This window comes from Bacillus sp. BS1807G30 (assembly GCF_040047675.1).
Taxonomy (GTDB): domain Bacteria; phylum Bacillota; class Bacilli; order Bacillales; family Bacillaceae; genus Bacillus; species Bacillus altitudinis.
Window position 1 is genome coordinate 1265380 of sequence record NZ_CP157353.1, and the last position, 22677, is coordinate 1288056.

The window sequence follows — 22677 nt, forward strand, 5'->3', positions numbered from 1 at the left end:
TTTTTCCTATTTAATATAACTGTTTTGTCTGCTAGTAATGGTTCGCATCAGACTGGTCATTTTGAGCTCGATGACTGGTTGTGCAACAGTTTTAACAAATGTACTAGATAGGGTAAAGGTTAAGAGGACCGTAAGTAGCAATAGAATCAATACACTTGCCGTATTTAGAGCCCAATCATCAAACCAAGTCGTTCTTAAAAGCTTAATCACAAAGCCATGAAGTAAATAGACATATAGCGTTCTTGTGCCCCATTTGGTAAAGAAGAACCGGCGTGTTGGGACTAATGCAAAGAAACTAAAGGTAGCAGCAAATGCAAGTAAATACCATACCATTCGTTTCATAGCTGCAATGAGTCCTTCATCTCCAAGAGAAGCGTAAGACTGTGACCCAAATAAAAAGGAATAATCGAATTCATAAAAATAGCAAAACATGAACACGGCCATCAGTACAAGAAGTGCAGTCAGTTTCCCTTTGCTTGTTCGGATAAATTCAAAGTGCTGCTTTTTTAAATAAAAGCCAGCTAAAAACATCGGCAAAAAGACAAATGTACGAGATAGGCTGAGTGTATCGCTAATGCTGTCCACGTAACCGACAAGTAACGCCATCGATAAACTGACGATCATTGCCCAGTGGAATGGCAGTTTTGAAAAAGGAATAAGTAGTAAGTTCCAAAAGAATAAACTGATTAAAAACCATAAAGACCATTGCGGATCAATCGGATTTAAGTTAGAGATGCTTTGATCCTGTAAGAAATAATAATACACAGAATAGATGACCTGAAAAATCAAATATGGGATGATCAGCTTAACTGCGACTTTTTTCATAAAACCTGGTTTTCTAAAACCTTTGGCAAAGAAGCCAGACACCAATATAAAAGCGGGCATATGGAATGTATAAATAAATTTATATAAGTAGAGTATCCAGTCATTATCATGTATGAATGACCGTAACAAATGACCAAAAACAACTAGAAAAATCAGAAGAAATTTTGCATTATCAAAATAACTGTCTCTCGTGGACGTCATAACATCACCTTTCCTGCTTCATTTCGAACATAAACGTTCTAAGTGCACTGTTCCCTCATTTGCCCCATTTTAAAATACAAATTGGCTCATTTCGCTATTTGATGTGAAATTGTAGAGCGGTTGTAAAAGAAGCGTAAGAAAAGAGAATCGTTATACAATCGTGTCATCCAAATGAAACAAATGAAGCAAGCCTCGTGTAAAAAGTTCTCTTTTTTTATGAGTCGAATGAAGGAACAATGAAAATCTTGTAGAAATATTGTAGAGGAATGAGGCTGGAAAAGGAGTGTAAGAGAATGACTGAAACGCTCGATGGTGCGAAAAATATCAGAAAATTAGAAAAAGAAAACGAATATTTGCGAAATGAATTGATTCAGCACAAAATGCTGTTAAATAAGACATTAGATGCCATTTTTATATTTGATCAGCACCTCAACATTATCCAAGCCAATGAAGCGACATGCAGGCTTGTACAAACACCGAAAGAAGACCTCCTCAATAAATCCGTTCTAGATTTCCTATACGGCATCCCGAAAAACAAAATTGACTGCTCACTTGAGATTTTTTTTCGAAAAGGAACTTTAAAAAGAGAGATCTCCATTCAACTTGAAAATGGAGAGACAAAATATATTGAATTTGCAGCAGAGCACGACGTGGTGAATCAACAATATATTGTCGTCATGCGTGATATTTCTTCAAAGAAAATATTAGAGCGAGAACGCTCGATGAATGAGCAGCTGTTTAAAGATTTATTTGATCGAGCGATTGACGGTATGGTCATTTTTGATCAGGATGGTTGTATGATTGACGCCAATCACTCTTTTTGCCAGAGCTTTGAACTTCAAAAAACAGATTTAACAGATCGCTACTTAAATGAATTTGTTGAAGAAGAAAATCTTCCAGCGCTCCAGCAGCTCTTAACTTCATTGAAAGAAACAGGGAAAGCAAAGGGAGAACTTCCTGTTACCCTTCAATCTGGGCAGCACAAATTATTCGAACTGACCATCACATCCAATGTGATGAGTGGTTTTTACATGTCCATCATGCGTGATATTACAGAAAAAAGATTAATGGAAGAAAAGCTGCTAAAAAGTGAAGAACGTTTTAGAGAAATATTCGAAAATGCGATGGATGCCATCATCATTTGGGCGGATGATGGAGAAATTGTCAGGGCAAATGAATCTGCCTGCCGAATTTTCGAATTACCGATGCATCAGCTGATTGGCAAGAAACTCATGGATTTTCTAGTCAAATCTGATCGCAGATACCGGCCGACAAGAAGACGGTATATCAGGAATCTTGAAATCAGAGAAGAACTCCTCTTTAGAATGGCGAATGGCCAATTCAAAGAGCTTGAGTTCACCTCTAAGCATGCGGTATTAGAAGGACAGCACTTAACCATTTTACGGAATGTCAGTGACAGAAAGCGAATGGAAGAGGAGCTGCGAGAAAGTGAGCTCAAATTCCGTAAAGTATTTAATGGCTCTATGGATGGCATTGTTCTTTTCGATAATCAATACCGGATTATTGATGTGAATCCTTCCGCAAGTGAACTGCTTGGCCTCAAAGATGATCACTTAACGGAAATGAACCTTTTTCATATCCTTGCACCATATCAAATTGAAAATTTGGCGCAGCCAGCTCAGGCGATGTCATTAGATGAGATGGACAATGAAGTTCCATTTGTGCTGAACCATCCAGATCAACGTATTTTGGAGTTTTCTTTTAAACGAAATATTATTCATAACATGAATTTGGCCATCTTTAGAGATGTGACTGAGCGCAAGGAATTAGAGGAGCGGGTAAGAAAATCGGATACGCTTCATGTTGTCGGAGAGCTTGCCGCTGGAATTGCCCATGAAATTAGAAATCCAATGACGGCTTTAAAAGGATTCATTCAGTTGCTCAAAGGAAACATTGAAGGGGAGTATTCGCTCTATTTTAATGTCATCACATCAGAGTTAAAAAGAATCGAATCCATCATTACAGAATTTCTGATTTTAGCAAAACCGCAGGCCATCATCTATGAAGAAAAAAATGTCGTGCAAATTGTCAAAGACACGATGGATCTTCTTCACGCGCAGGCCAATCTTGGCAATGTGCAAATGCACTTAAATGTGCTCGATGATATTCCGCTCATCTACTGTGAACAAAATCAATTGAAGCAAGTCTTTATTAACATTTTAAAAAATGCGATTGAAGTAATGCCTCAGAAAGGAAATGTTTACGTGAGCATTCAAAGGAAGGGGGAGGAGCACATTGTGATTTCTCTTCGTGATGAAGGCTGCGGCATGACAGAGGATAAACTAAAGCGTCTCGGAGAACCATTTTATACAACAAAAGAAAGAGGCACTGGACTTGGGTTAATGGTTAGTTATAAAATTATTGAAGAGCATCAAGGAACCATTGAAGTAGAGAGTGAAGAAGGGGTCGGAACAGTGTTCCATCTCACGCTTCCACTCCGGCAGCAGAAACAAGAAGGGGAGCTTTAATGTGTATTATACAGTCTATACCGCACCAATCGGGGCATTATACATACTAGAGAAAGATGGAGCCATCATTGAAGTGAAGTTTGATGATGAATCGTTTTTGGTTAAAAAACAGAGAGACCGTTTTAAACAAGAAGACACGCCTGTATTAAAAGAAGCGAAAAAACAGCTGGATGAATATTTTAAGGGCGATCGGAAAGTGTTCGATCTCCCGCTCAAGCAAGCAGGCTCTCCGTTTCAAGAGCAAGTGTGGGAGGCACTTTCTACTATTCCGTATGGTGAATCAAAAAGCTATGCTGATATTGCAGAAGCGATTGGCAATCCAAAGGCTGTCAGAGCCATTGGACAAGCTAATAGACGCAATGCATTGCCTATTTTTATCCCGTGTCACCGGGTCATTGGAAAAGACAGGACTCTGACTGGTTATGCAGGGACGAAGACAGGGATGAAAGCGATCCTGTTAGAATTAGAAGGCATCCCATTTGTTCAAAAATAAATGAATTGACCTGTTCCAAATGTTTAGCGAGCGACATATCCTTTTATTAAGCTAAAAAAGTTGGTCTAGGGAAAAAGGAGGCTGCTAACATGTTATGGGGCAAAAAAGATAAAATGTACGCCGTCACATCACTATTTGTCAAAATGAACGTGTTGACAGAAGAACAGAAAAAAGAAATATTAGCAAAAACGAACGAAACAAAAAAGCGCGGTGCTCTTAAATGATAAGAACCCCGCGCTTTTATTTGATTAAAGTGACACGCTTTCGGTGAATAGTGCATCAATCTCTTCTGTATAGTTGGAAGTGATAATTCCTTTTTCTGTAATGATTCCGGAAATGAGGTGATGAGGAGTGACATCAAAGGCAGGGTTAAATACCTGCACGTCAGGAGGCGCAATTTGGATGCCATTTAATTCCTTTACTTCCTGCGGGTCGCGTTCTTCAATCGGAATATCTGACCCATCCTGAGTTGACACATCAAAGGTCGAAAGAGGCGCTGCCACAAAAAATGGAATTTGAAAGTGTTTAGCTAAAATAGCCAGACTTAACGTTCCAATTTTATTTGCTGTATCACCGTTTCTAGCGATTCGATCTGCACCAACAATAACGGCAGAAATTTGTTTTTCTTTCATCGTATGGGCTGCCATATTATCCGTGATAAGCGTCACATCTACGCCGCCCTGCATCAATTCCCATGTCGTCAGACGAGCGCCTTGAAGGACAGGACGTGTTTCACATGCGTAAATGTGAAGATCGAGGTTTTTCTTTTTCGCTAAATAAAAGGGTGCAAGCGCTGTTCCGTACCGGCTTGTGGCAATGGAGCCTGCGTTGCAAATGGTCATAATTCGATCACCAGATTTAAAGAGCTGAAGAGCATTTTGACCGATTTGCCGGCATGTTTCTTCATCTTCGATTTGAATTTGAATGGCTTCATGGACAAGATCAGTTTTGGCTGCATTCACCGAAGCAGCACGCTCAATGCGCTGATAAAGCCGGTCTAATGCCCAGGCAAGGTTCACAGCGGTTGGACGAGCACTGTTTAAATATTCTTTCAGGCGAGCGACTTCTCGCTTAAAGAGATCAATGTCTTCTGTATCAATCTCTTGTGCACTGAGTGCAAGCCCAAAAGCCGCTGTAATGCCAATAGCAGGTGCTCCGCGCACTTTTAGCGTCACAATGGCATCATACACATCTTCTTTTGTATATAAATGCTCAAACACGGTTTCAGCGGGTAATTTTTGCTGATTCAAAATGTTGATACGGTTTTCTTCCCATTCGACGGAACGGGGAACTTCAAATTCTTTAGACAAAACTCGTCACTCCTTTACAGTTTGCTGGAATAATGCGACGAGGTCAGACGCTGTTTCCACTGCATGATATTGTTTGATCAATGTTTTTCCTAGTGTAAGTGCTGCTTTTTTCTGCTGAAGCCTTCTAGAATGTGATGGAATCGCATCGAGATCAGCCGCATGCGCAAGACCGATGGTTCGGCGAACAAGCTCACAGCCAGCAAAGCCGGTGGCTTCTTTTAAAATACGGTCAAACGTTGTTTCTAAAAAGCTGTCCGATACACTAAACGCTTCAATACTGTCTTCTTTCCATGCTTTTGTGAACACTTCTTTGAATGTTGCCCACACATTGACGACATGATCAAAAAGGTGCTGCTGATCCTGCTCATTCTCATGAGATAAAGCATTGATGAACAGATTGGCAATAAAGTGACCGATATCGAATCCGAAAGGACCGTAAAAAGCGAACTCTGGATCAATGATTTTCGTTTCCGTTTCGTTTGCAAAAATACTGCCTGTATGAAGATCTCCATGTACCAGTGTTTCAGCAGAGGTTAAGAAGATCCGTTTCAATTCTGCTGCTTTTGCTTGCAGTTCAAGATCAGCCCATAGTGCTTGTGCCTCTTCTCTTAATTCCTCTTCGAAGTCATTCGTTTCGCTGTCAAAGAAAGGATCTGTGAAGACGAGTTTCTCTGTAATGTCACAAAGATCAGGGTTCGTAAACTGCTTCACGAATTGCTTTTTGATTTTAGGATTTGTGGCAAAGTCAGACGTGTAAAATAGTGTTTTGCCTAAAAATTCTCCGACATGATCTGATAAGTACGGATAATGTTTTCCGGCAATTAGCCCTTTTCTGACGATTTCAAGGTGTGATAGATCCTCCATTGCCGTCACTGCAAGAGCTGTATCCGAATAATAGACGGCTGGTACGAGATGTGGTGCATACTCTGATTGCTTGATGAGTGCTGCACTTTCAATTCTTGCGCGGTCTAATGTCAGCGGCCAGCTTTCTCCAACGACCTTTGCATAAGGAAGAGCCTGCTTGATAATCAGTCCTTTTGCTTGTTTGTGATCATAAATATGAAAGACGTAATTTAAATTTCCGTCGCCAATTTCAGTACAGGTCAAATGACTGCTCTCTTGAATCAATCCAAGTCTAATGGCTAATGCAACTGCCGAACTCTCTGTTAATTCTTCATATGATGCCGTAAGTGTAACCAATTGCTTCCCCTCCAAATCATATAAAAAAGCCTCTTTCTCCTGAGAGAAAGAGGCTTGACGGCGTGTATGCTCGAAGCCTCTCTTATCTCTCAGCACATACGTCTGATGGAATTAGCACCGTGCCCTATAAGACAATGAATTGTCTTGGCGCTGTTCTTGCTGCGCCCCACTTCACAGTGGTATTAACGGTCGGTTGCTGTTGGGGTCAAAAGGCCAAATCCCTCGCCCAACTCTCGATAAGAGAAATCAATATGTAATTGTTTCATGTCTGCTTGCATTTCTTAATTCTAGATATTATCAGAGCTGCAGTTCACATGTCAATCTTTTTTCAAAATTGCTTTACAATTCATAAAACAATCCATTACAGTGATTGTATTGTCACGTAACTTGAATAGAAGGTGAAAAAATGGAATTCCAGCAATCAGATGTATTGAAACATTTACCGAAACAATTTTTTGCTTCGCTTGTTCAAAAAGTGCAGAAAAAAATGCAGGAAGGGGCAGATGTGATTAATTTAGGTCAAGGAAATCCTGATCAGCCCACTCCTCCACATATTGTGAAAGCGATGCAGGAAGCGGTAGCAAAACCTGAAAATCATCAATACTCCTCATTCCGCGGGACAGCGAAACTAAAAAAGGCCGCAGCTGCTTTTTATGAAAGAGAATATGGCGTCACGCTTGACCCAAAGACAGAGATTGCCATCTTATTTGGAGGAAAAGCGGGACTAGTCGAATTGCCGCAATGTTTACTGAATCCAGGTGATACGCTGCTTGTTCCAGACCCAGGATATCCTGATTACTGGTCAGGCGCTGTGCTTGCCGGAGCTCATATGGTCACAATGCCTCTTCTTGAACAAAATGCTTTTTTGCCTGACTACCACCAACTGTCAGAAGAGGATAAGAATCAAGCAAAATTGATGTACTTAAATTACCCAAATAATCCGACTGGTGCGACTGCAACCAGGACATTTTTTGAAGATACTGTTGCGTTTGCGAGTGAAAATAATATGTGTGTAGTCCATGATTTTGCATATGGCGGCATAGGATTTGACGGCGAAAAGCCCCTCAGTTTCCTGCAAATAGACGGAGCAAAAGAGACTGGTATTGAAATATATACATTGTCCAAAACGTATAATATGGCTGGCTGGAGAGTCGGTTTTGCAGCAGGGAATGCCTCTGTTATCGAAGCCATTGAGCTTTATCAGGATCACCTGTTTGTGTCACTGTTTAAAGCAACTCAAGATGCAGCAGCAGCAGCACTTTTAAGCGATCAAACGTGCGTCCAAGTACAAAATGATCGGTACGAAAATAGACGAAACACTTGGATTGCTGCATGCAAAGAGATTGGCTGGGACGTCAGTGCGCCAAAGGGCTCGTTTTTTGCTTGGTTAAAGGTGCCTGAAGGGTATACATCTGAAACTTTTTCTGATGTATTATTAGAAAAAGCACATGTTGTTGTGGCACCGGGGAATGGCTTTGGTGCTCACGGTGAAGGCTACGTCAGAGTCGGTCTTTTAACAAGTGAGGAGCGGCTAAAGGAAGCCGCTGATCGTATCGCTGCCTTGCAGTTATTTGAAAAAAAGCCATTGACAACGTAAAAAAATGGTGCGATAATTCAGGCAATATTTAAGAAAATTGAATATTCTTATCAAGAGTAGGCAGAGGGACTAGCCCAATGAAGCCCGGCAACCGACTTCCATGAAGCACGGTGCTAATTCTTGCAGCAAGCGCTGAGAGATAAGATTCGGATGAATGAGACGAAACCTCTTTAACGCGCTGATCAAGCACTTAAAGAGGTTTTTTATTGACCATATACAGGACGCAATCGAAAGGGGATTCCTAGTGAGTGAACTACTGGCAACATACGTACTAACACATCGAGAGGATGAACAAATAGACCGAAAAGCAGAGCAGATCGCACTTGGGTTAACGGTCGGGTCATGGACGGACTTGCCGCAGCTCAAAAAGGAGCAGCTGAAAAAACATAAAGGCCGTGTGGTGAGCGTAAAAGATCAGTCTCCCGCAAATGGTGGTCTGTATCAATCAGAGGTGACCATTGCATATCCTGAGGCGAACTTTTCAGCTGATATACCAGCGGTGTTGACGACGATTTTTGGTAAGCTTTCACTGGATGGGAAAGTAAAGCTCGTCGATATCGAATTTTCGGAAAGGTTTAAACGCTGTCTGCCAGGACCGGTATTTGGCATTGAGGGGATACGAAAGAAAGTAGGCGTGTTTGATCGGCCGCTATTGATGAGTATATTTAAAGGCGTGATCGGCCGTGATATGGAGGATTTAAAAGAACAGCTCCGTTTACAGGCTTTAGGTGGAGTAGACTTCATCAAAGATGATGAGATTTTATTTGAAAGCCCATTAGCCCCTTTTGAAGATCGAATCAAGGAAGGAAAAAAGATATTAAAAGAAACATATGAAGAGACAGGACATCGCACGCTTTATGCTGTTAATTTAACTGGGAAAACTTTTGATTTGAAGGATCGAGCAAGAAAGGCAGCCGAACTCGGGGCTGATGCGCTATTATTCAACGTTTTTGCCTATGGACTTGATGTCATGCAAAGCTTGGCTGAAGATCCAGAGATCCCATTGCCGATCATGGCACATCCGGCAGTGAGCGGTGCAATGACATCCTCTCCAGACTATGGATTCTCGCATTCCCTTCTTTTAGGTAAATTAAATCGATATGCTGGCGCTGATTTAAGTCTTTTTCCCTCTCCTTATGGATCAGTCGCCCTTCCGAAAAAAGATGCCATGGGCATTTTCGAAGCATGTGTGAAAGAGGATACAGTTCAACAAACATTTCCTGTTCCTTCAGCAGGCATTCACCCGGGAATGGTGCCGATCTTAATCAAAGATTTTGGACTTGATCATGTCATTAATGCAGGCGGGGGAATTCACGGACATCCGCGGGGAGCAATCGGAGGAGGGAAAGCCTTTCGTTCAATCATTGATGCGGTGGTCAAAAAAGAGTCTATCGAAGAAAAAGCATCAACTTGTCAAGACTTACAAGCAGCACTTGATCTTTGGGGAAGGGTAGCAGAATAAATGAAAAAACCAATTGTATGTTGTGATTTTGATGGCACGATTACGAAAAATGATAATATCATTCGCATCATGAAGCAGTTTGCTCCAAAAGAATGGACGAAATGGAAGGATGGTGTTCTAGCAAAAGAGATCACGATCCAAGAAGGCGTCGGGCAAATGTTTCAGTTACTGACGAGTGATCAGAAAGAAGCTATTCGGTCATTTATTTTAGAGGATACAGAGATTCGTGAAGGATTTGAACAGTTTGTCGATGATGTCAAAAAAGCAGACATTCCTTTCTATGTACTCAGCGGCGGTATGGACTTTTTTGTCTATCCCATCCTTGAAGGGATTGTCGAACAAGAGAATATTTATTGTAACCATGCATCATTTAAAGAAGACCATATTCAAATTGAATGGCCGCATGCCTGTGATTCAGAATGCCAAAATGGCTGTGGCTGCTGCAAGCCTTCCATTATTCGAGAGCTGACGCAGGAAGATGACTTTATTATCATGATTGGTGATTCAGTGACTGATATTGAGGCAGCGAAACATGCAGATCTCACGTTTGCGCGTGATTATTTACTGAACGAATGTAAAGAGCTAGGGCTCGTACATAAAGAGTATGAAACATTTGTTGATCTAAAAGCGCAATTTGATCAAATAAAGGAAGTGAAGGAATGGCAGACGAGAAGAGTAAACGCTGGAAGGAACTAGCAGACGTCAAACGTGAATTGGCACAGAGAGACTGGTTTTACGGAACGAGCGGCAATTTATCGATAAAAGTGTCGGATGATCCCATCACGTTTTTGGTGACGGCAAGCGGCAAAGATAAAAGAAAAGAAACCGATGAAGATTTTGTTCTTGTTGATGCAGCAGGTCAGCCGGTTCATCCGAATGAGCCGCTCAGGCCATCAGCTGAAACACTGCTTCACACATACGTTTATGAGCGGACGAAAGCAGGATGTTGTCTTCACGTCCACACGATCGATAACAATGTCATTTCTGAGCTGTATGGCGATAAAGGAGAAGTTCGTTTTAAAGGCAACGAAATCATTAAAGCGCTTGGTTATTGGGAAGAGGATGCAGAAGTCACTGTTCCTATTATTGAAAACCCAGCTCATATTCCGCACCTTGCAGAGCAATTTGCAGTGCACCTGACGGACGATGCTGGTGCTGTACTCATTCGTAATCATGGCATCACCGTTTGGGGGAAAACCGCATTTGAAGCCAAACGAGTCTTAGAGGCTTATGAATTTTTATTTACCTATCATTTGAAAGTAGCGCTTTATCAAAAGCAGCTTGTTAAATAAAAAGGAGGAAACAAACATGGCGACCATTTACATTCATAATGAAGAGAACACGTTACTTGAGAACGAACAAGAGGTCCAGGCGTATTTAGAACAGCAAGGGGTCATTTATGAACATTGGGATATTGAAAAACTACCAAAACAGTTATCAGAAAAGTACGATTTAACAGATGATGAAAAGGAAGAAATTTTAACTGTGTTTCAAGAGGAAATAAAGAGTATTTCCGAGCGAAGAGGATACAAAGCGCAGGATGTGATTTCATTATCAGATGCGACCCCTAACCTTGATGAACTGCTTCAAAACTTTAAACGTGAGCATCATCATACGGATGATGAAGTCAGATTTATCGTGAGCGGTCATGGAATCTTTGCCATTCAAGGCAAAGATGGTGTCTTTTTTGATGTGAGACTGAATCCAGGTGATTTAATTTCTGTGCCTCCGAATATTCGTCACTACTTTACACTTCAAGAAGATCGTCAAGTCGTCGCAGTTCGTATATTTGTCACAACTGAGGGCTGGGTGCCAATTTACGAAGAAGAAACGGTTTAATAGTGGGAGCTGATCATTTCGCATGAGGCGGAAGATCAGCTTTTTTTTAGGAAAATAGACATAAAATGAGAGAGAAAATAGTTGATTTTGGTCTTCTGCATAGGATAAAATTCTGTTTAATCAATGTGTCAGTCCTGTCCAATTTTGAAGTTTACCCCCAGAATTCATTGGGTAAAAGGTCTTTAGGCTGTAAAAAATTAAATAAAATAAGCATATTTAATTTAATTTACAAATAAAGTATAATTTTGGTGTCGGATCATTTAGAGCGTAGACAGACGAATTCAGAGCGGGAGCTGAGATCATGAATATTTATGTACGGAAAGAACAGCTATTAATGTCAATTGATGAAAAGAGAAGACAAATGGTAGAAGCTGCTCAAGTAGAAGGCTATACAGGTGAGACGACAATTAAATATAGTCAAGAACTGGACAACCTAATGAATGAGTATCAGTATCTTCTTTTTCATGAACAACAATCTGTTGCTTCCTTTCATGATCTTGTATCACAAATGAGTCTCCTTTCTGTCAATCGCCCTTCTTATTGACATCAAAAAACCGGTCTTGCCATTAGCAAAACCGGCTGAATGCTTCAGCTATTAGTGTGCAGAAGGGAGCATGATGATCACGGTTGTTCCTTTATTCACTTCGCTCTCGATATCGATTGTCCCCCCATACATCGAAATGATTCGTTTACACACAACAAGCCCAAGACCTGTTCCTTTTTCCTTCGACGTAATAAAAGGGAGGAAGATATGTTTCAGCATCTCTTCTGGTATACCTTCACCTGTATCTTTCACTTTTATGATGACCTGTTCTTTTTCAGCCTCAATGACAATCTTCAAATGACCGCCATTTGGCATCGCTTCTAACGAGTTTTTCGCTACATTCAATACCACTTGTTTAATGTGATCCTTCGTGCAATACACGCCAACATCTTGAATGGTATTGATTTGCAAATCAACCTCGACATTATAAAGGTTCGCCTCAGAAAATACAATTGGCATGATCTCACTGACAATTTCTTTCACAGAATTATTTTGCCACTTTTCAGCCGTTGGTTTTCCTAGCACAAGAAACTCACTGACGATTTGGTTAATCCGCTTAATTTCTTCCTCGATGACAGAAAAATAAAGCTGATCCTCTTCTGAACGATACTTCTTTTGCAAAAGTTGAATAAACCCGCTAATGCCTGTTAATGGATTGCGAATTTCATGAGCCGTACTTGCCGCGAGTGTTCCAATGAGTTCAAGTTTTTGTGCTTCATTTTGGTGGCGTTCCTGCTGGGTTTGTCGTCTTAAAATGATATATTGGACGAGTGTGAATAAGATATTTAAGAGAATAAATGCACTGGATAAAGGAAACAGCATCACAGACAGTACTTCACTTGTTGTCGCACGCTGCGGAAAAACCTCCAGCTTCCAGCTGTTTTCATCTAAATATGTAGACACGGTGCTATCACTTTCAGATGCTGGCTGTGGACCACTTGTAAACACAACGTCTCCATTTTGATTCAGCATCTTAAAATGAAGCTCTGGGTTTAATACATTCATAATATTTCTTAAATAATCAATTTGAATCGCAGCGACTAGCACATCCGTGACTTCGTCGTTTTCATTCAAAACAGGGACACAAATGGAGAGAATCCGCTGCTTAGTAATGCGGCTTACATAGTTATCTGTGATGACGGTCTGTTTTGTGACTTGAATACGTTTAAAGTAATCTCTAAATGACAGGTTGATTTTTTCCTTTAATGGTGTGGTGCTGGCTGTGACATTTCCTTTTTGGTCTAGGAGATACAGGCCTGAAAAACGAGGTTCTTGTTTATAGATTTTCTCTAGGATGTTTTGTACTCTTTTCGTTTCAAGCGGCTGGTCAAATCCCATGGCAAGGGAAGTTAATCTTGCTTCTGTTTCACTGATTAAATAATTCATTTGGTTTTTGTGAATATTTAACATAAGTGTAGCGGTTTGTTTGTTTTTTACATCAATTTTCTCAGTTTCTTTTTCGTAGATAAAATAACTAATGATGAGGGTTGGAATCACGACCAAAATAAGGTAAAGCTTGATCTTCTTCCAAAACCCTTTCAGTATACTCATGATTCATCGCTCCAACGTATTACCTAATAGACTTATTATAGCATTGAACCTATCTTTATTACGATGACTTGTGAGATTTTTAAAAAATTAGGTGATTCGTTCTGGTCTCTTTTTCATGCTAAAAATGGTTCAACATGTTGACATTTTACTTATTGTTTATTAATGTCACATTAGTGGGTTGCATTTCATAAAGGATGATAAAAAATGGAAAATCATAATGTTGAGAAATCTTTGAAATTATTTATTGTACTATCACGTGCCTATCGCTCCATTAATCACCACATGAACAAACATATTGTGAAGCACGGTCTGAATCCGACTGAATTTGCTGTATTAGAATTGCTGTATCATAAAGGTGATCAGCCGCTTCAGCAAATAGGTGATAAGATCTTACTCGCAAGCGGAAGCATCACGTATGTGGTTGATAAATTGGAGAAAAAAGAACTCCTTAGCCGGAAAGCTTGTGCAGAAGACCGCAGGGTGACATTTGCACATATTACGGAGCAGGGAAGAGCGTTGCTTGATGACATCTTCCCAGATCATGCAAAAGAGATTCACGAGATGATCAGTGTGCTTAGTGAAGAGGAGAAGGATGCCTGCATCGATATGCTCAAACATGTAGGACTTCGTGCCAAGCATTTATATGATCATAAAGAATAAACAAAGGAAGCCGTTGGCTTCCTTTTTAGTATGTAAACTAGACTAATCCGCGCATGTGGTGTCAGTCCTACGCACCGATAAACGACAAGAGCTTTCAATCGCGCTCATAAGAAAGACAAAGGACTAAAATAAACATCATTTTAGCCCTTTGTCATGATCTGAAAGGAAGCTGCTGGCTTCCTATTTATTTTGCTTTTTTCTCAATTGGCAAAATAAGAACTTCGACGCGTCTGTTTTTACTTCTGCCTTCTGCGGTATCGTTAGAGGCAATCGGTTTAAATTCACCGTAACCTTTTGTGCTAAAGTTCTCTTGGTCTAGGTTGCTGTTTTCAAGGAGAATATTTAAAAAGTTGACCGCACGAATGGCGCTTAAATACCAGTTGGATTCAAATTCAGAATTCCGAATCGGAACGTTATCTGTATGTCCGCTAATGACGATGTCACGAGCAGGGTTAATGACGAGCAGCTTGGATATTTCTTTGGCTAACGGAACATCCTGCGAGCGGATCACCGCTCGCCCAGAATCAAAGAAGATGCTGTCTTCAATTGTAATAAGCAGACCTTCATCCGTCAGCTTTGTTTCAAGCTTCGAACCAAGTTTTTTATCCGCAATGAATGAATCTACTTGCTTTTTAACCTTTGTTAAAACCGCTTGGTCACGAGCTTTGGCTTTTGCTTCTTCTTCTTCATCTTCTGCGGATTTTTTGGTTTGATTGCTGTTTTCTGTTTCTTCGGTGCTCTGCATGCTTGATTGGTCCATTACGCCAGTGCCGCCAGTAAAGACAACATTAAACGATTTAGCCATCTGTTCATATTTTGCCGCATCAATGGAGCTAGATGCAAACAGCACAATGAAGAGGGCGAGAAGAAGCGTAAGAAGATCGGCGTAAGGGATCAGCCAAGACTCATCTACATGGTCTTCATGATCATGGTTTTTACGTTTCCTAGCCATTCTGTTTTTCTCCTTCTTCAATGACAAGATTTGCACGTTCTTTTGCTGGTAAGTACATCAGAAGTTTTTGCTCAATGACCTTTGGAGACTGGCCTTCAAGGACAGAAAGAATCCCTTCAATCATAATGAGACGAAGCTTTACTTCTTCTTTTGATTTACGCTTCAGCTTGTTGGCAAATGGATGCCACAACACATACCCTGTAAAAATCCCAAGCAGTGTGGCGACGAAGGCAGCACTGATCGCATGTCCAAGTGCTTCAATGTCTCCCATGTTTGCAAGTGCGGCAATAAGTCCGACAACGGCACCAAGTACCCCTAGAGTCGGAGCGTATGTACCAGCTTGTGTAAAGATTAATGCGCCTGACTGATGTCTCTCCGACATGGCATCGACTTCTTCTGTTAAGACGTCGCGAATAAATTCAGCACTTTGACCGTCAACCGCCATGCTTAAGCCGTTCTTTAGAAAATCGTCATCGACTTCCTCAAGATTCGCCTCTAATGCCAAAAGACCTTCACGACGAGCAATTTGTGCCCAGTTTGAAAATAGAGGAATCATCTCTTGTATCGTTGGAAGCTTGCTATCTTTGAAAATTTTGCCGAATAATTTTGGTGTTTTCTTAATTTCACTAGATGGGAAGGCAATGACAACAGCTGAAATTGTCCCAACCACAATGATCAATATAGCCGCCGGGTTGATAAGAGCGGTTAGACTCACACCTTTCAAAACCATACCGACACTCAGTGCAATAAATGCTAAAATAATACCAATTAACGATGTTTTGTCCATTATCTCACCAAATCCTTTAACTATCTTTTTCTATAGTTAATATCGGTGTCTTCTAGAAGGGTTTTAGTCAGAATATAAAATTAAGACAGTTTATGTGAAGAAATTTTGACGAAAGCGCTTTCTGGAAGCCATAAAAAAAGAAACTCCCTCATATAAAAGGGAGTTTTCAGCGTGTAGACAAATCCTCGCATTCTTTGTCAGTCCTGCGTGCTGGTGCTCACGAATGTCAAATTCGCTCCGCTCCAGTACTCGTCCTTCCTAGGGCTGCAAAGGTTTTCTATCACGCTGAAAAGAAGACAAAGGGCTAAAATAAAGTTCATTTTAGCTCTTTGTCAACAATCTGGAAACTTCATCTTTTTTGAGCTGTTTCATCTAAGAGCAATTCTTTTAATTTTTCTTCATGTATGATTTTAATCAAATCGTAGTTCCAATTGATCATGTGATCCATGCGCTCCACCTCTTTTTCTTTTATCGTAAAGGAAAAGAGGCGGGGGAGCGTCGGCGCTCAGATGGAATTTAGACACTGCCACATGATGGAGCTGAAGATCCTCCTTAGGATGTACTTAGCTCTTTTTCACAACAATTTCGTCATGTTCAACATCGACTGTAAATCCAGTAAGTTGTTCTTCTTCAAGCAAGATGTCCGTCATTTGATCCTCAACATGCTCTTGAATCGTTCTTCGTAACGGACGAGCCCCAAATGCTGGATGATAACCAAGTTCAGCGATTTTTTCTTTCGCTTCGTTTGTGACGTGAACAGTTAGATTTTGTTCTTTTAACTGCTCTGACAAATCTTTGAGCAGAAGATCCACAATTTTGACTAAATCGTCTTTATCTAATGAATCAAACTGAATGATGCTGTCAAAACGGTTCAAGAATTCCGGTTTGAAATAAGCGCTCAGTGAATCAATCAATGATTGTTCTTCGATGGCTTCTTCTTGTTCAGACTGGAATCCGACTTTGACTGCTTTTTTATCTGTGCTGCCAGCGTTACTTGTCATAATGATGACTGTGTCTTTAAAGCTGACGGTTCTGCCTTGGCTGTCTGTTAGACGGCCATCTTCCATGATTTGAAGGAACATATGCTGGACATCAGGGTGCGCTTTTTCGATTTCATCGAGCAAAATGATGCTGTATGGTTTTCTGCGAACTTTTTCCGTGAGCTGGCCGGCTTCATCATGTCCAACGTAACCAGGAGGAGAACCGATGATTTTGGACACGGAGTGTTTCTCCATGTACTCACTCATATCTAAACGAATGATCGCTTCTTTTGAGCCAAATAATTCTTCCGCTAATGTTTTAGACAATTCGGTTTTCCCGACGCCTGTTGGCCCAACGAAAAGGAAGGAGCCAGTTGGTCTGTGTTTTGATTTTAAGCCGGCTCTGCTTCTTTTTACGGCTTTCGCCACTTTTTCAACCGCATGTTCCTGACCAATGACGCGGGCTTTTAAGCGGACATCAATTTCTTTCATTTTTGTTTGTTCGTCTGCTTGCAGTTTGCCGACAGGGATACCTGTTTTTTGTTCTACAATCGACTGAATGTCCTCAGCTGTGACGACATGTTCTTTGACATTTGTTTTGTTTTGCAATCTCGCTTCAATCGCTTCTTCTTCGTCTCGAAGCTTCGCTGCTTTTTCATATCGTTCTTCATTTAAAGCAGCTTGTTTTTCAGCGGCAATTTGCGCAAGACGGTTTGTTAATTCATCTTCACTTGCTGCATCAATGGAGAGATTCGCTTTTGAACCTGCTTCATCCATTAAATCAATGGCTTTATCCGGCAAGTGGCGGTCTTGAATATACCGCGAAGATAATTGAACACACGCTTTAATCGCTTCGTCAGAATAGGTGACGCCATGATAGGCTTCATACTTATCTTGAATGCCTTTTAATATCTCGAATGCTTCATCCTGTGTTGGCTCATCAACGATGACAGGCTGGAACCTGCGTTCAAGTGCAGCATCTTTTTCAATTTGACGATACTCTTTTAATGTTGTCGCACCTACTAGCTGCAGTTCCCCTCGAGCTAGAGCTGGTTTCAAAATGTTTCCGGCATCCATTGACCCTTCGGCAGAGCCTGCGCCTACAAGAAGATGAATTTCATCAACGAATAAGATGATATTTTTACGGCTTTGCAATTCTTTGATTAATTGCTTCATCCGTTCCTCAAATTGACCACGTACACCTGTGTTTGCCACAAGTGAAGAGACATCTAATAAATAAACTTGTTTGTTCTTTAATTTATTTGGTACATCTCCATTTGCAATTTTTAGTGCTAGTCCTTCGGCTATGGCCGTTTTACCAACACCAGGTTCACCAATGAGGACAGGATTGTTTTTATTTCTTCTATTTAAAATCTCAATGACTCTTGTGACTTCTTCATCACGGCCAATGACAGGATCGATTAAACCAGCATGTGCGCCATCCGTTAAGTTCCGGCCAAGCTCGTCTAGCAAGCCTTTTTGTTTAGGCCGCTCTTGGCTCGTCGCATGTCCTGCTTGCTCAGAGAAGAATGAGCTGCCTCCGAAAAGGTTAGGACCCATTTTCATTTTTGACTGTTCCATCAAAGAGGTATAGCAGTCTTCACATAAAACCATTTGGCTACGGGACGAATTTACTTGCATATTCAGGCGAATAGTTGCTTCATTCACTTGACAATGTTGACAACGCATGAGCCATGACCTCCTTAAAATAAAGTTTGACTTTATTTGACCAATGAATGTTAAATAAAATGGTCTGTTGTTTGACCATCTTTGACTATAGTATACTCTGACCTATTTTGACTTTCAACTGTTTTGCTCATAGCTGAATGAAAAATCCTTTTTTGCATTTAATCATGGTTTGTCCTTCTTTTCAAGGAACTTGTCTCATAGGATAAAAAAGAGACAATCGAAAGTGATGGGTGCGGAGGGGTCATATGAAACGTTCAAATGAATCCGCTTTTCAGCTTGCCTTTGTATATGTAGGAACAGTGGTTGGAGCTGGGTTTGCGACAGGAAAAGAAATCGTAGAATTTTTTGTTCGTTTTGGCTGGATTGGATTGATCGGGATTTTGATTAGCGGTGTTATTTTTACCGGCCTTGGCGCAAAAATGATGCTGATTTCCAAACGAATTGAAGCGGAGTCTTATCAAGATATGAATCGGTTTTTATTTGGAGCTGCTGCGAGTCGATATATTAACATCGTCATGTTTTTTATATTACTAGGTGTTACGTCAGTGATGATTTCTGGAGCAGGCGCTATTTTTGAAGAACAACTTGGCATCTCAAAAGAATATGGTATTTTTTTAACGATTATTTTAAGTGTCATTGTCCTTTTTAAAGGGTCAAAAGGGTTATTTGGTGTCAATGTACTTGTCGTTCCAATGCTGATTTTCTTTTCGCTGATTGTGTTTCTAGACTCATTTGTGTTTAGTAGCGGTGAAAGCCACGTTCTGGGGCTGCAAATGGGAGAGGGCGAATGGATGTTGTCTGCGATTTCATATGGTGCATTTAATTTAGCGCTGTCTCAAGCCGTATTAGTGCCGGTCGCAAACGAAATGACATCCGAAGCCGTTATAAAAAAGGGAGCGGTGCTTGGAGGTCTGATGCTGACACTCATTCTGCTCGCCTGCTTTTTATCCCTTTCTTCATTAGAAATGCTGGAGGCGTATGATATCCCGATGGCTCAAGTGGTGTATCAAGTCGCAAACTCCATTCATCTCATCTATTTATTCGTGATCTTCGGTGAAGTCTTTACATCCGTTATAGGGAATTTATACGGTCTCGAAAGACAAGTGAGGGTGTATATCCGATTGAACAGTACGTATACGATATCCTTTATTCTTCTTTGCTGTTATGTGATCAGTAAAATTGGATACGGCACACTCATTTCAACAGTTTACCCTGTTTTTGGCTATGTCAGTATCTTTTTTATCCTCTTCCTTTGTCTGAAAAAAGTGCCTGCATCAGGTGATAAGTAAAGAAGGGATAGCTTGTACACCAATTATGTGGTACACTATCCTCTGTGAAAATTGAACAAAAATCCGTGAAAACGGGAGAGGTTCTAGCAAAACCCTCTATAAAAAACTAAGGACTTGCCGTATCCTTGGATGTGGCATTTTTTATTTTTTATGGCTGGGACACCTCATACACATGTAAAGGTGTCTTTTCTTTTGAGAAAAATAGGGGTTTTCATGAACCTTTTAGATGCAGCTTTGTGCGGTGGTACGGGTCTGCAAAAGGAGGAAAAGGAAAAATGAAAAATGAAAAAGCGGTCGTTGTCTTTAGCGGGGGACAGGACAGTACGACATGTTTGCTATGGGCACTTCAACAATTTAAAGAGGTTGAAACGGTAACCTTTCATTATAATCAGCGTCATCAAGAAGAAATTGATGTCGCCAAAAGAATTGCTGACAAGCTAGGTGTGAAAAATCATCTATTAGATATGTCTCTTTTAAATCAGCTTGCACCAAATGCCTTAACAAGAGATGACATTGATATTGAAGAAAAAGAAGGAGAACTGCCTTCCACATTTGTTCCCGGGAGAAACTTAGTTTTCTTATCCTTTGCATCCATTCTTGCGTATCAAATCGGAGCACGTCATATTATCACGGGTGTGTGCGAGACAGACTTTAGCGGCTACCCAGATTGCCGAGATGAGTTTGTGAAATCTTGTAACGTCACGGTGAATTTGGCAATGGAAAAACCATTTGTCATCCATACGCCGCTCATGTGGCTGAATAAAGCTGAAACGTGGAAGCTGGCTGATGAACTGAATGCGCTAGATTTTGTGAAAAATGAAACGCTCACTTGCTATAATGGCATCATTTCTGATGGCTGCGGGGAATGTCCTGCATGTAAGCTTCGGAAAAATGGCTATGACACGTATATGAAAATGAAGGAGGCAAACTAAATGCTTTCTCAAATTTATCCACAAACGGATCATCCATTTTCGTTTGAATTAAATAAAGATATGCATCTATCGGCAGCACACTTTATCCCGAGAGAAGATGCTGGCGCCTGCAGCCGTGTACATGGTCATACGTATACGATCAATATTACGATTGCAGGAGATCATTTAGATGAGTCAGGTTTCCTTGTGAATTTCAGCACGCTAAAAAAACTCATTCATGGACAGTACGACCATACACTGCTCAATGACCATGAAGAATTCTCATCGAATGATCCATATGCGATGCCAACCACTGAGGTTGTCGCAAAGACTGTGTATGATAAAGTGGCCGCATATTTAACGACTTTAGCGAACAAACCAGTATGTGTTCAAGTTTTTGTCAGAGAGACACCAACAAGCTACTGCATTTATCGTCCGAAACGAGTTGAGCTCAATGACTAAAGCGATTCCTGTGTTAGAAATCTTTGGTCCAACCATTCAAGGAGAAGGAATGGTCATTGGACAAAAAACCATGTTTGTCAGAACGGCTGGCTGTGACTACTCTTGCAGCTGGTGTGATTCATCTTTTACATGGGATGGATCAGCTAAGCATGATATTCAGTGGCTTCAGGCAGAGGACATTGTAAAAGAGCTGAAGAGAATAGGTGGAAAGGCATTTTCTCATGTCACCATTTCAGGTGGGAATCCTGCGCTTTTGAAACAAATGGAATCACTTATTGATTTATTGCATGAAGAAGGAATTGATACGGCGCTTGAAACGCAGGGTACGATGTATCAAGATTGGTTTTTGAAGATAGATGATTTAACCATTTCTCCAAAACCACCAAGTTCAAATATGAAAACAGATTTTACGAAACTAACGCGTATCATAGATGAATTGAAAAATGGAAACAGATTGCATCATGCAAGCCTGAAGGTCGTCATCTTTGATGATCTTGATCTAGCCTATGCAAAGGATGTCCATGCGAAATACCCAGAACTTCCTTTTTATTTGCAGGTGGGAAATGATGATACAACAACAGCTGATGATGCGTACCTATTGACGCACTTATTAAAAAAATACGAAATGCTTGTAGATCAAGTAGCGCAAGACCCTGATTTGAATCGTGTGAGAGTCTTACCACAACTGCACACGCTATTGTGGGGAAATAAACGAGGCGTATAGAAAGGAAGAGAGACAAAATGACGACAAGAAAACCAGAAGAATTAGAAGGTGTCACTTTACTAGGAAACCAGGGGACCAATTACTTGTTTGACTATGCACCACAAGTGCTTGAAACGTTCCCGAATAAACATACGAATAGAGATTATTTTGTGAAATTCAACTGCCCAGAATTCACATCACTTTGTCCGCAAACAGGGCAGCCAGATTTTGCGACCGTGTATATCAGCTACATCCCAAATGAAATCATGGTCGAAAGCAAATCATTAAAATTATATTTGTTCAGCTTCCGTAACCACGGTGACTTCCATGAGGATTGTATGAATATTATCATGAACGATCTCATTGAATTAATGGACCCAAGATATATCGAAGTATGGGGCAAATTTACACCAAGAGGCGGTATTTCAATTGATCCGTATACGAACTACGGAAAACCTGGGACAAAGTATGAAGAGATGGCATCGTATCGTATGATGAATCACGATATGTATCCAGAAACGATTGATAATCGCTAATTAATAAGAAAAGACATGCGGATGACATGTCTTTTAGATTGTTGACAAAGGGCTAAAATGAACTTGATTTTAGCCCTTTGTCTTTTTTTCAGCTCAGCGTGATAGAAAACCTTTGAATTATAGGAAGGACGAGTACCGGCGCGGAGCGAATTTGACATTCGTGAGCACCGGCACGCAGGACTGACACCGAATGCGAG

General features: G+C 40.7%; 22 protein-coding genes and 3 riboswitches. Of the genes, 15 read left to right on the forward strand and 7 right to left on the reverse strand.

Annotation, left to right across the window (positions count from 1 at the left end):
• Positions 1-6: 6 nt before the first annotated feature.
• A complete protein-coding gene (locus ABG082_RS06495; protein ID WP_348936694.1) occupies positions 7-1026 on the reverse strand; it encodes an acyltransferase family protein in 1020 nt (339 codons plus the stop codon).
• Positions 1027-1319: 293 nt separating this feature from the next.
• Here ABG082_RS06495 and ABG082_RS06500 point away from each other — a divergent pair, with 293 nt between their 5' ends.
• From ABG082_RS06500 to ABG082_RS06510, 3 genes are all read left to right on the forward strand, one after another.
• On the forward strand, positions 1320-3515 hold the full coding sequence (locus tag ABG082_RS06500; RefSeq protein WP_019743075.1) for a PAS domain-containing sensor histidine kinase: 2196 nt from the start codon (positions 1320-1322) through the stop codon (positions 3513-3515).
• A gap of 1 nt (position 3516) precedes the next feature.
• On the forward strand, positions 3517-4008 hold the full coding sequence (locus ABG082_RS06505; protein ID WP_019743074.1) for a methylated-DNA--[protein]-cysteine S-methyltransferase: 492 nt from the start codon (positions 3517-3519) through the stop codon (positions 4006-4008).
• 89 nt (positions 4009-4097) lie between these two features.
• A complete protein-coding gene (locus tag ABG082_RS06510; protein ID WP_008346115.1) occupies positions 4098-4232 on the forward strand; it encodes a hypothetical protein in 135 nt (44 codons plus the stop codon).
• 24 nt (positions 4233-4256) lie between these two features.
• On the opposite strand, the gene mtnA is transcribed toward ABG082_RS06510, so the two are convergent.
• Positions 4257-5318 (reverse strand): S-methyl-5-thioribose-1-phosphate isomerase, encoded by a 1062-nt coding sequence (gene mtnA / locus ABG082_RS06515; protein ID WP_017367119.1) that lies wholly within the window; start codon positions 5316-5318, stop codon positions 4257-4259.
• Positions 5319-5324: 6 nt separating this feature from the next.
• The gene (gene mtnK, locus ABG082_RS06520) at positions 5325-6518 is read right to left on the reverse strand and encodes an S-methyl-5-thioribose kinase (protein WP_039956298.1); all 1194 of its coding nucleotides are present in this window, start codon (positions 6516-6518) and stop codon (positions 5325-5327) included.
• 79 nt (positions 6519-6597) lie between these two features.
• A riboswitch (SAM riboswitch) is annotated at positions 6598-6761 on the reverse strand.
• A 163-nt stretch (positions 6762-6924) separates the two neighbouring features.
• Here mtnK and ABG082_RS06525 point away from each other — a divergent pair.
• The 6 genes from ABG082_RS06525 (at position 6925) to ABG082_RS06550 (ending at position 11960) form a co-directional block, all read left to right on the forward strand.
• Positions 6925-8115 (forward strand): pyridoxal phosphate-dependent aminotransferase, encoded by a 1191-nt coding sequence (locus ABG082_RS06525; protein WP_249670243.1) that lies wholly within the window; start codon positions 6925-6927, stop codon positions 8113-8115.
• Positions 8116-8159: 44 nt separating this feature from the next.
• A riboswitch (SAM riboswitch) is annotated at positions 8160-8261 on the forward strand.
• 98 nt (positions 8262-8359) lie between these two features.
• Complete coding sequence (gene mtnW, locus ABG082_RS06530; protein WP_348936695.1) at positions 8360-9577, forward strand: 2,3-diketo-5-methylthiopentyl-1-phosphate enolase; 1218 nt, start codon at positions 8360-8362, stop codon at positions 9575-9577.
• The gene (locus ABG082_RS06535) at positions 9578-10273 is read left to right on the forward strand and encodes a 2-hydroxy-3-keto-5-methylthiopentenyl-1-phosphate phosphatase (RefSeq protein WP_017367123.1); all 696 of its coding nucleotides are present in this window, start codon (positions 9578-9580) and stop codon (positions 10271-10273) included.
• Positions 10237-10869, forward strand: a complete 633-nt coding sequence (locus ABG082_RS06540; protein ID WP_007498743.1) for a methylthioribulose 1-phosphate dehydratase — start codon at positions 10237-10239, stop codon at positions 10867-10869. Before ABG082_RS06535 ends, ABG082_RS06540 begins: the two co-directional genes overlap by 37 nt.
• Positions 10870-10885: 16 nt before the next feature.
• Positions 10886-11416, forward strand: a complete 531-nt coding sequence (locus ABG082_RS06545; protein ID WP_024719646.1) for a cupin domain-containing protein — start codon at positions 10886-10888, stop codon at positions 11414-11416.
• Positions 11417-11717: 301 nt separating this feature from the next.
• A complete protein-coding gene (locus ABG082_RS06550; protein WP_008346101.1) occupies positions 11718-11960 on the forward strand; it encodes an aspartyl-phosphate phosphatase Spo0E family protein in 243 nt (80 codons plus the stop codon).
• 51 nt (positions 11961-12011) lie between these two features.
• On the opposite strand, the gene ABG082_RS06555 is transcribed toward ABG082_RS06550, so the two are convergent.
• A complete protein-coding gene (locus ABG082_RS06555; RefSeq protein ID WP_008346092.1) occupies positions 12012-13511 on the reverse strand; it encodes an ATP-binding protein in 1500 nt (499 codons plus the stop codon).
• A gap of 204 nt (positions 13512-13715) precedes the next feature.
• On the opposite strand from ABG082_RS06555, the gene ABG082_RS06560 reads away from it, so the two are divergent.
• Complete coding sequence (locus ABG082_RS06560; RefSeq protein ID WP_003211701.1) at positions 13716-14171, forward strand: MarR family transcriptional regulator; 456 nt, start codon at positions 13716-13718, stop codon at positions 14169-14171.
• 184 nt (positions 14172-14355) lie between these two features.
• Here ABG082_RS06560 and motB read toward each other — a convergent pair whose 3' ends face one another.
• The 3 genes from motB to ABG082_RS06575 all read right to left on the reverse strand — a co-directional run bounded on the left by motB (position 14356) and on the right by ABG082_RS06575 (position 18579).
• Positions 14356-15123, reverse strand: a complete 768-nt coding sequence (gene motB / locus ABG082_RS06565) for a flagellar motor protein MotB (RefSeq protein ID WP_019743067.1) — start codon at positions 15121-15123, stop codon at positions 14356-14358.
• The gene (gene motA, locus ABG082_RS06570) at positions 15116-15910 is read right to left on the reverse strand and encodes a flagellar motor stator protein MotA (protein ID WP_008346088.1); all 795 of its coding nucleotides are present in this window, start codon (positions 15908-15910) and stop codon (positions 15116-15118) included. The genes motB and motA overlap by 8 nt, the downstream gene beginning before the upstream one ends.
• A 563-nt stretch (positions 15911-16473) precedes the next feature.
• On the reverse strand, positions 16474-18579 hold the full coding sequence (locus tag ABG082_RS06575) for an ATP-dependent Clp protease ATP-binding subunit (RefSeq protein ID WP_046527713.1): 2106 nt from the start codon (positions 18577-18579) through the stop codon (positions 16474-16476).
• Positions 18580-18824: 245 nt separating this feature from the next.
• Between ABG082_RS06575 and ABG082_RS06580 the strand changes: the two genes are divergently transcribed.
• From ABG082_RS06580 to queF, 5 genes are all read left to right on the forward strand, one after another.
• Positions 18825-19868, forward strand: coding sequence for a membrane protein (locus ABG082_RS06580; protein ID WP_048003074.1), 1044 nt, complete (start codon positions 18825-18827; stop codon positions 19866-19868).
• A gap of 71 nt (positions 19869-19939) precedes the next feature.
• Positions 19940-19984: riboswitch (PreQ1 riboswitch) on the forward strand.
• 159 nt (positions 19985-20143) lie between these two features.
• Entirely contained in the window at positions 20144-20800 is a 657-nt protein-coding gene (gene queC, locus ABG082_RS06585; RefSeq protein ID WP_025207244.1) for a 7-cyano-7-deazaguanine synthase QueC, read from the forward strand.
• Positions 20801-21241: a 6-carboxytetrahydropterin synthase QueD gene (gene queD / locus ABG082_RS06590; protein ID WP_224559797.1), complete on the forward strand. Its 441-nt coding sequence runs from the start codon at positions 20801-20803 to the stop codon at positions 21239-21241.
• On the forward strand, positions 21234-21965 hold the full coding sequence (gene queE, locus ABG082_RS06595; protein ID WP_008348085.1) for a 7-carboxy-7-deazaguanine synthase QueE: 732 nt from the start codon (positions 21234-21236) through the stop codon (positions 21963-21965). Before queD ends, queE begins: the two co-directional genes overlap by 8 nt.
• 17 nt (positions 21966-21982) lie before the next feature.
• Positions 21983-22480 carry a preQ(1) synthase gene (gene queF, locus ABG082_RS06600; protein WP_003211403.1) on the forward strand — a complete coding sequence of 166 codons (498 nt, stop codon included), beginning with the start codon at positions 21983-21985 and terminating at the stop codon, positions 22478-22480.
• The last annotated feature ends 197 nt before the right edge of the window (positions 22481-22677 follow it).

Coding starts and splice junctions, on each gene's coding strand:
- ABG082_RS06495 (WP_348936694.1), bottom strand. CDS start 1,026: ATGACGTCCACGAGAGACAGTTATTTTGATAATGCAAAATTTCTTCTG.
- ABG082_RS06500 (WP_019743075.1), top strand. CDS start 1,320: ATGACTGAAACGCTCGATGGTGCGAAAAATATCAGAAAATTAGAAAAA.
- ABG082_RS06510 (WP_008346115.1), top strand. CDS start 4,098: ATGTTATGGGGCAAAAAAGATAAAATGTACGCCGTCACATCACTATTT.
- ABG082_RS06525 (WP_249670243.1), top strand. CDS start 6,925: ATGGAATTCCAGCAATCAGATGTATTGAAACATTTACCGAAACAATTT.
- ABG082_RS06535 (WP_017367123.1), top strand. CDS start 9,578: ATGAAAAAACCAATTGTATGTTGTGATTTTGATGGCACGATTACGAAA.
- ABG082_RS06540 (WP_007498743.1), top strand. CDS start 10,237: ATGGCAGACGAGAAGAGTAAACGCTGGAAGGAACTAGCAGACGTCAAA.
- ABG082_RS06545 (WP_024719646.1), top strand. CDS start 10,886: ATGGCGACCATTTACATTCATAATGAAGAGAACACGTTACTTGAGAAC.
- ABG082_RS06550 (WP_008346101.1), top strand. CDS start 11,718: ATGAATATTTATGTACGGAAAGAACAGCTATTAATGTCAATTGATGAA.
- ABG082_RS06555 (WP_008346092.1), bottom strand. CDS start 13,511: ATGAGTATACTGAAAGGGTTTTGGAAGAAGATCAAGCTTTACCTTATT.
- ABG082_RS06560 (WP_003211701.1), top strand. CDS start 13,716: ATGGAAAATCATAATGTTGAGAAATCTTTGAAATTATTTATTGTACTA.
- motB (WP_019743067.1), bottom strand. CDS start 15,123: ATGGCTAGGAAACGTAAAAACCATGATCATGAAGACCATGTAGATGAG.
- motA (WP_008346088.1), bottom strand. CDS start 15,910: ATGGACAAAACATCGTTAATTGGTATTATTTTAGCATTTATTGCACTG.
- ABG082_RS06575 (WP_046527713.1), bottom strand. CDS start 18,579: ATGCGTTGTCAACATTGTCAAGTGAATGAAGCAACTATTCGCCTGAAT.
- ABG082_RS06580 (WP_048003074.1), top strand. CDS start 18,825: ATGAAACGTTCAAATGAATCCGCTTTTCAGCTTGCCTTTGTATATGTA.
- queC (WP_025207244.1), top strand. CDS start 20,144: ATGAAAAATGAAAAAGCGGTCGTTGTCTTTAGCGGGGGACAGGACAGT.
- queD (WP_224559797.1), top strand. CDS start 20,801: ATGCTTTCTCAAATTTATCCACAAACGGATCATCCATTTTCGTTTGAA.
- queE (WP_008348085.1), top strand. CDS start 21,234: ATGACTAAAGCGATTCCTGTGTTAGAAATCTTTGGTCCAACCATTCAA.
- queF (WP_003211403.1), top strand. CDS start 21,983: ATGACGACAAGAAAACCAGAAGAATTAGAAGGTGTCACTTTACTAGGA.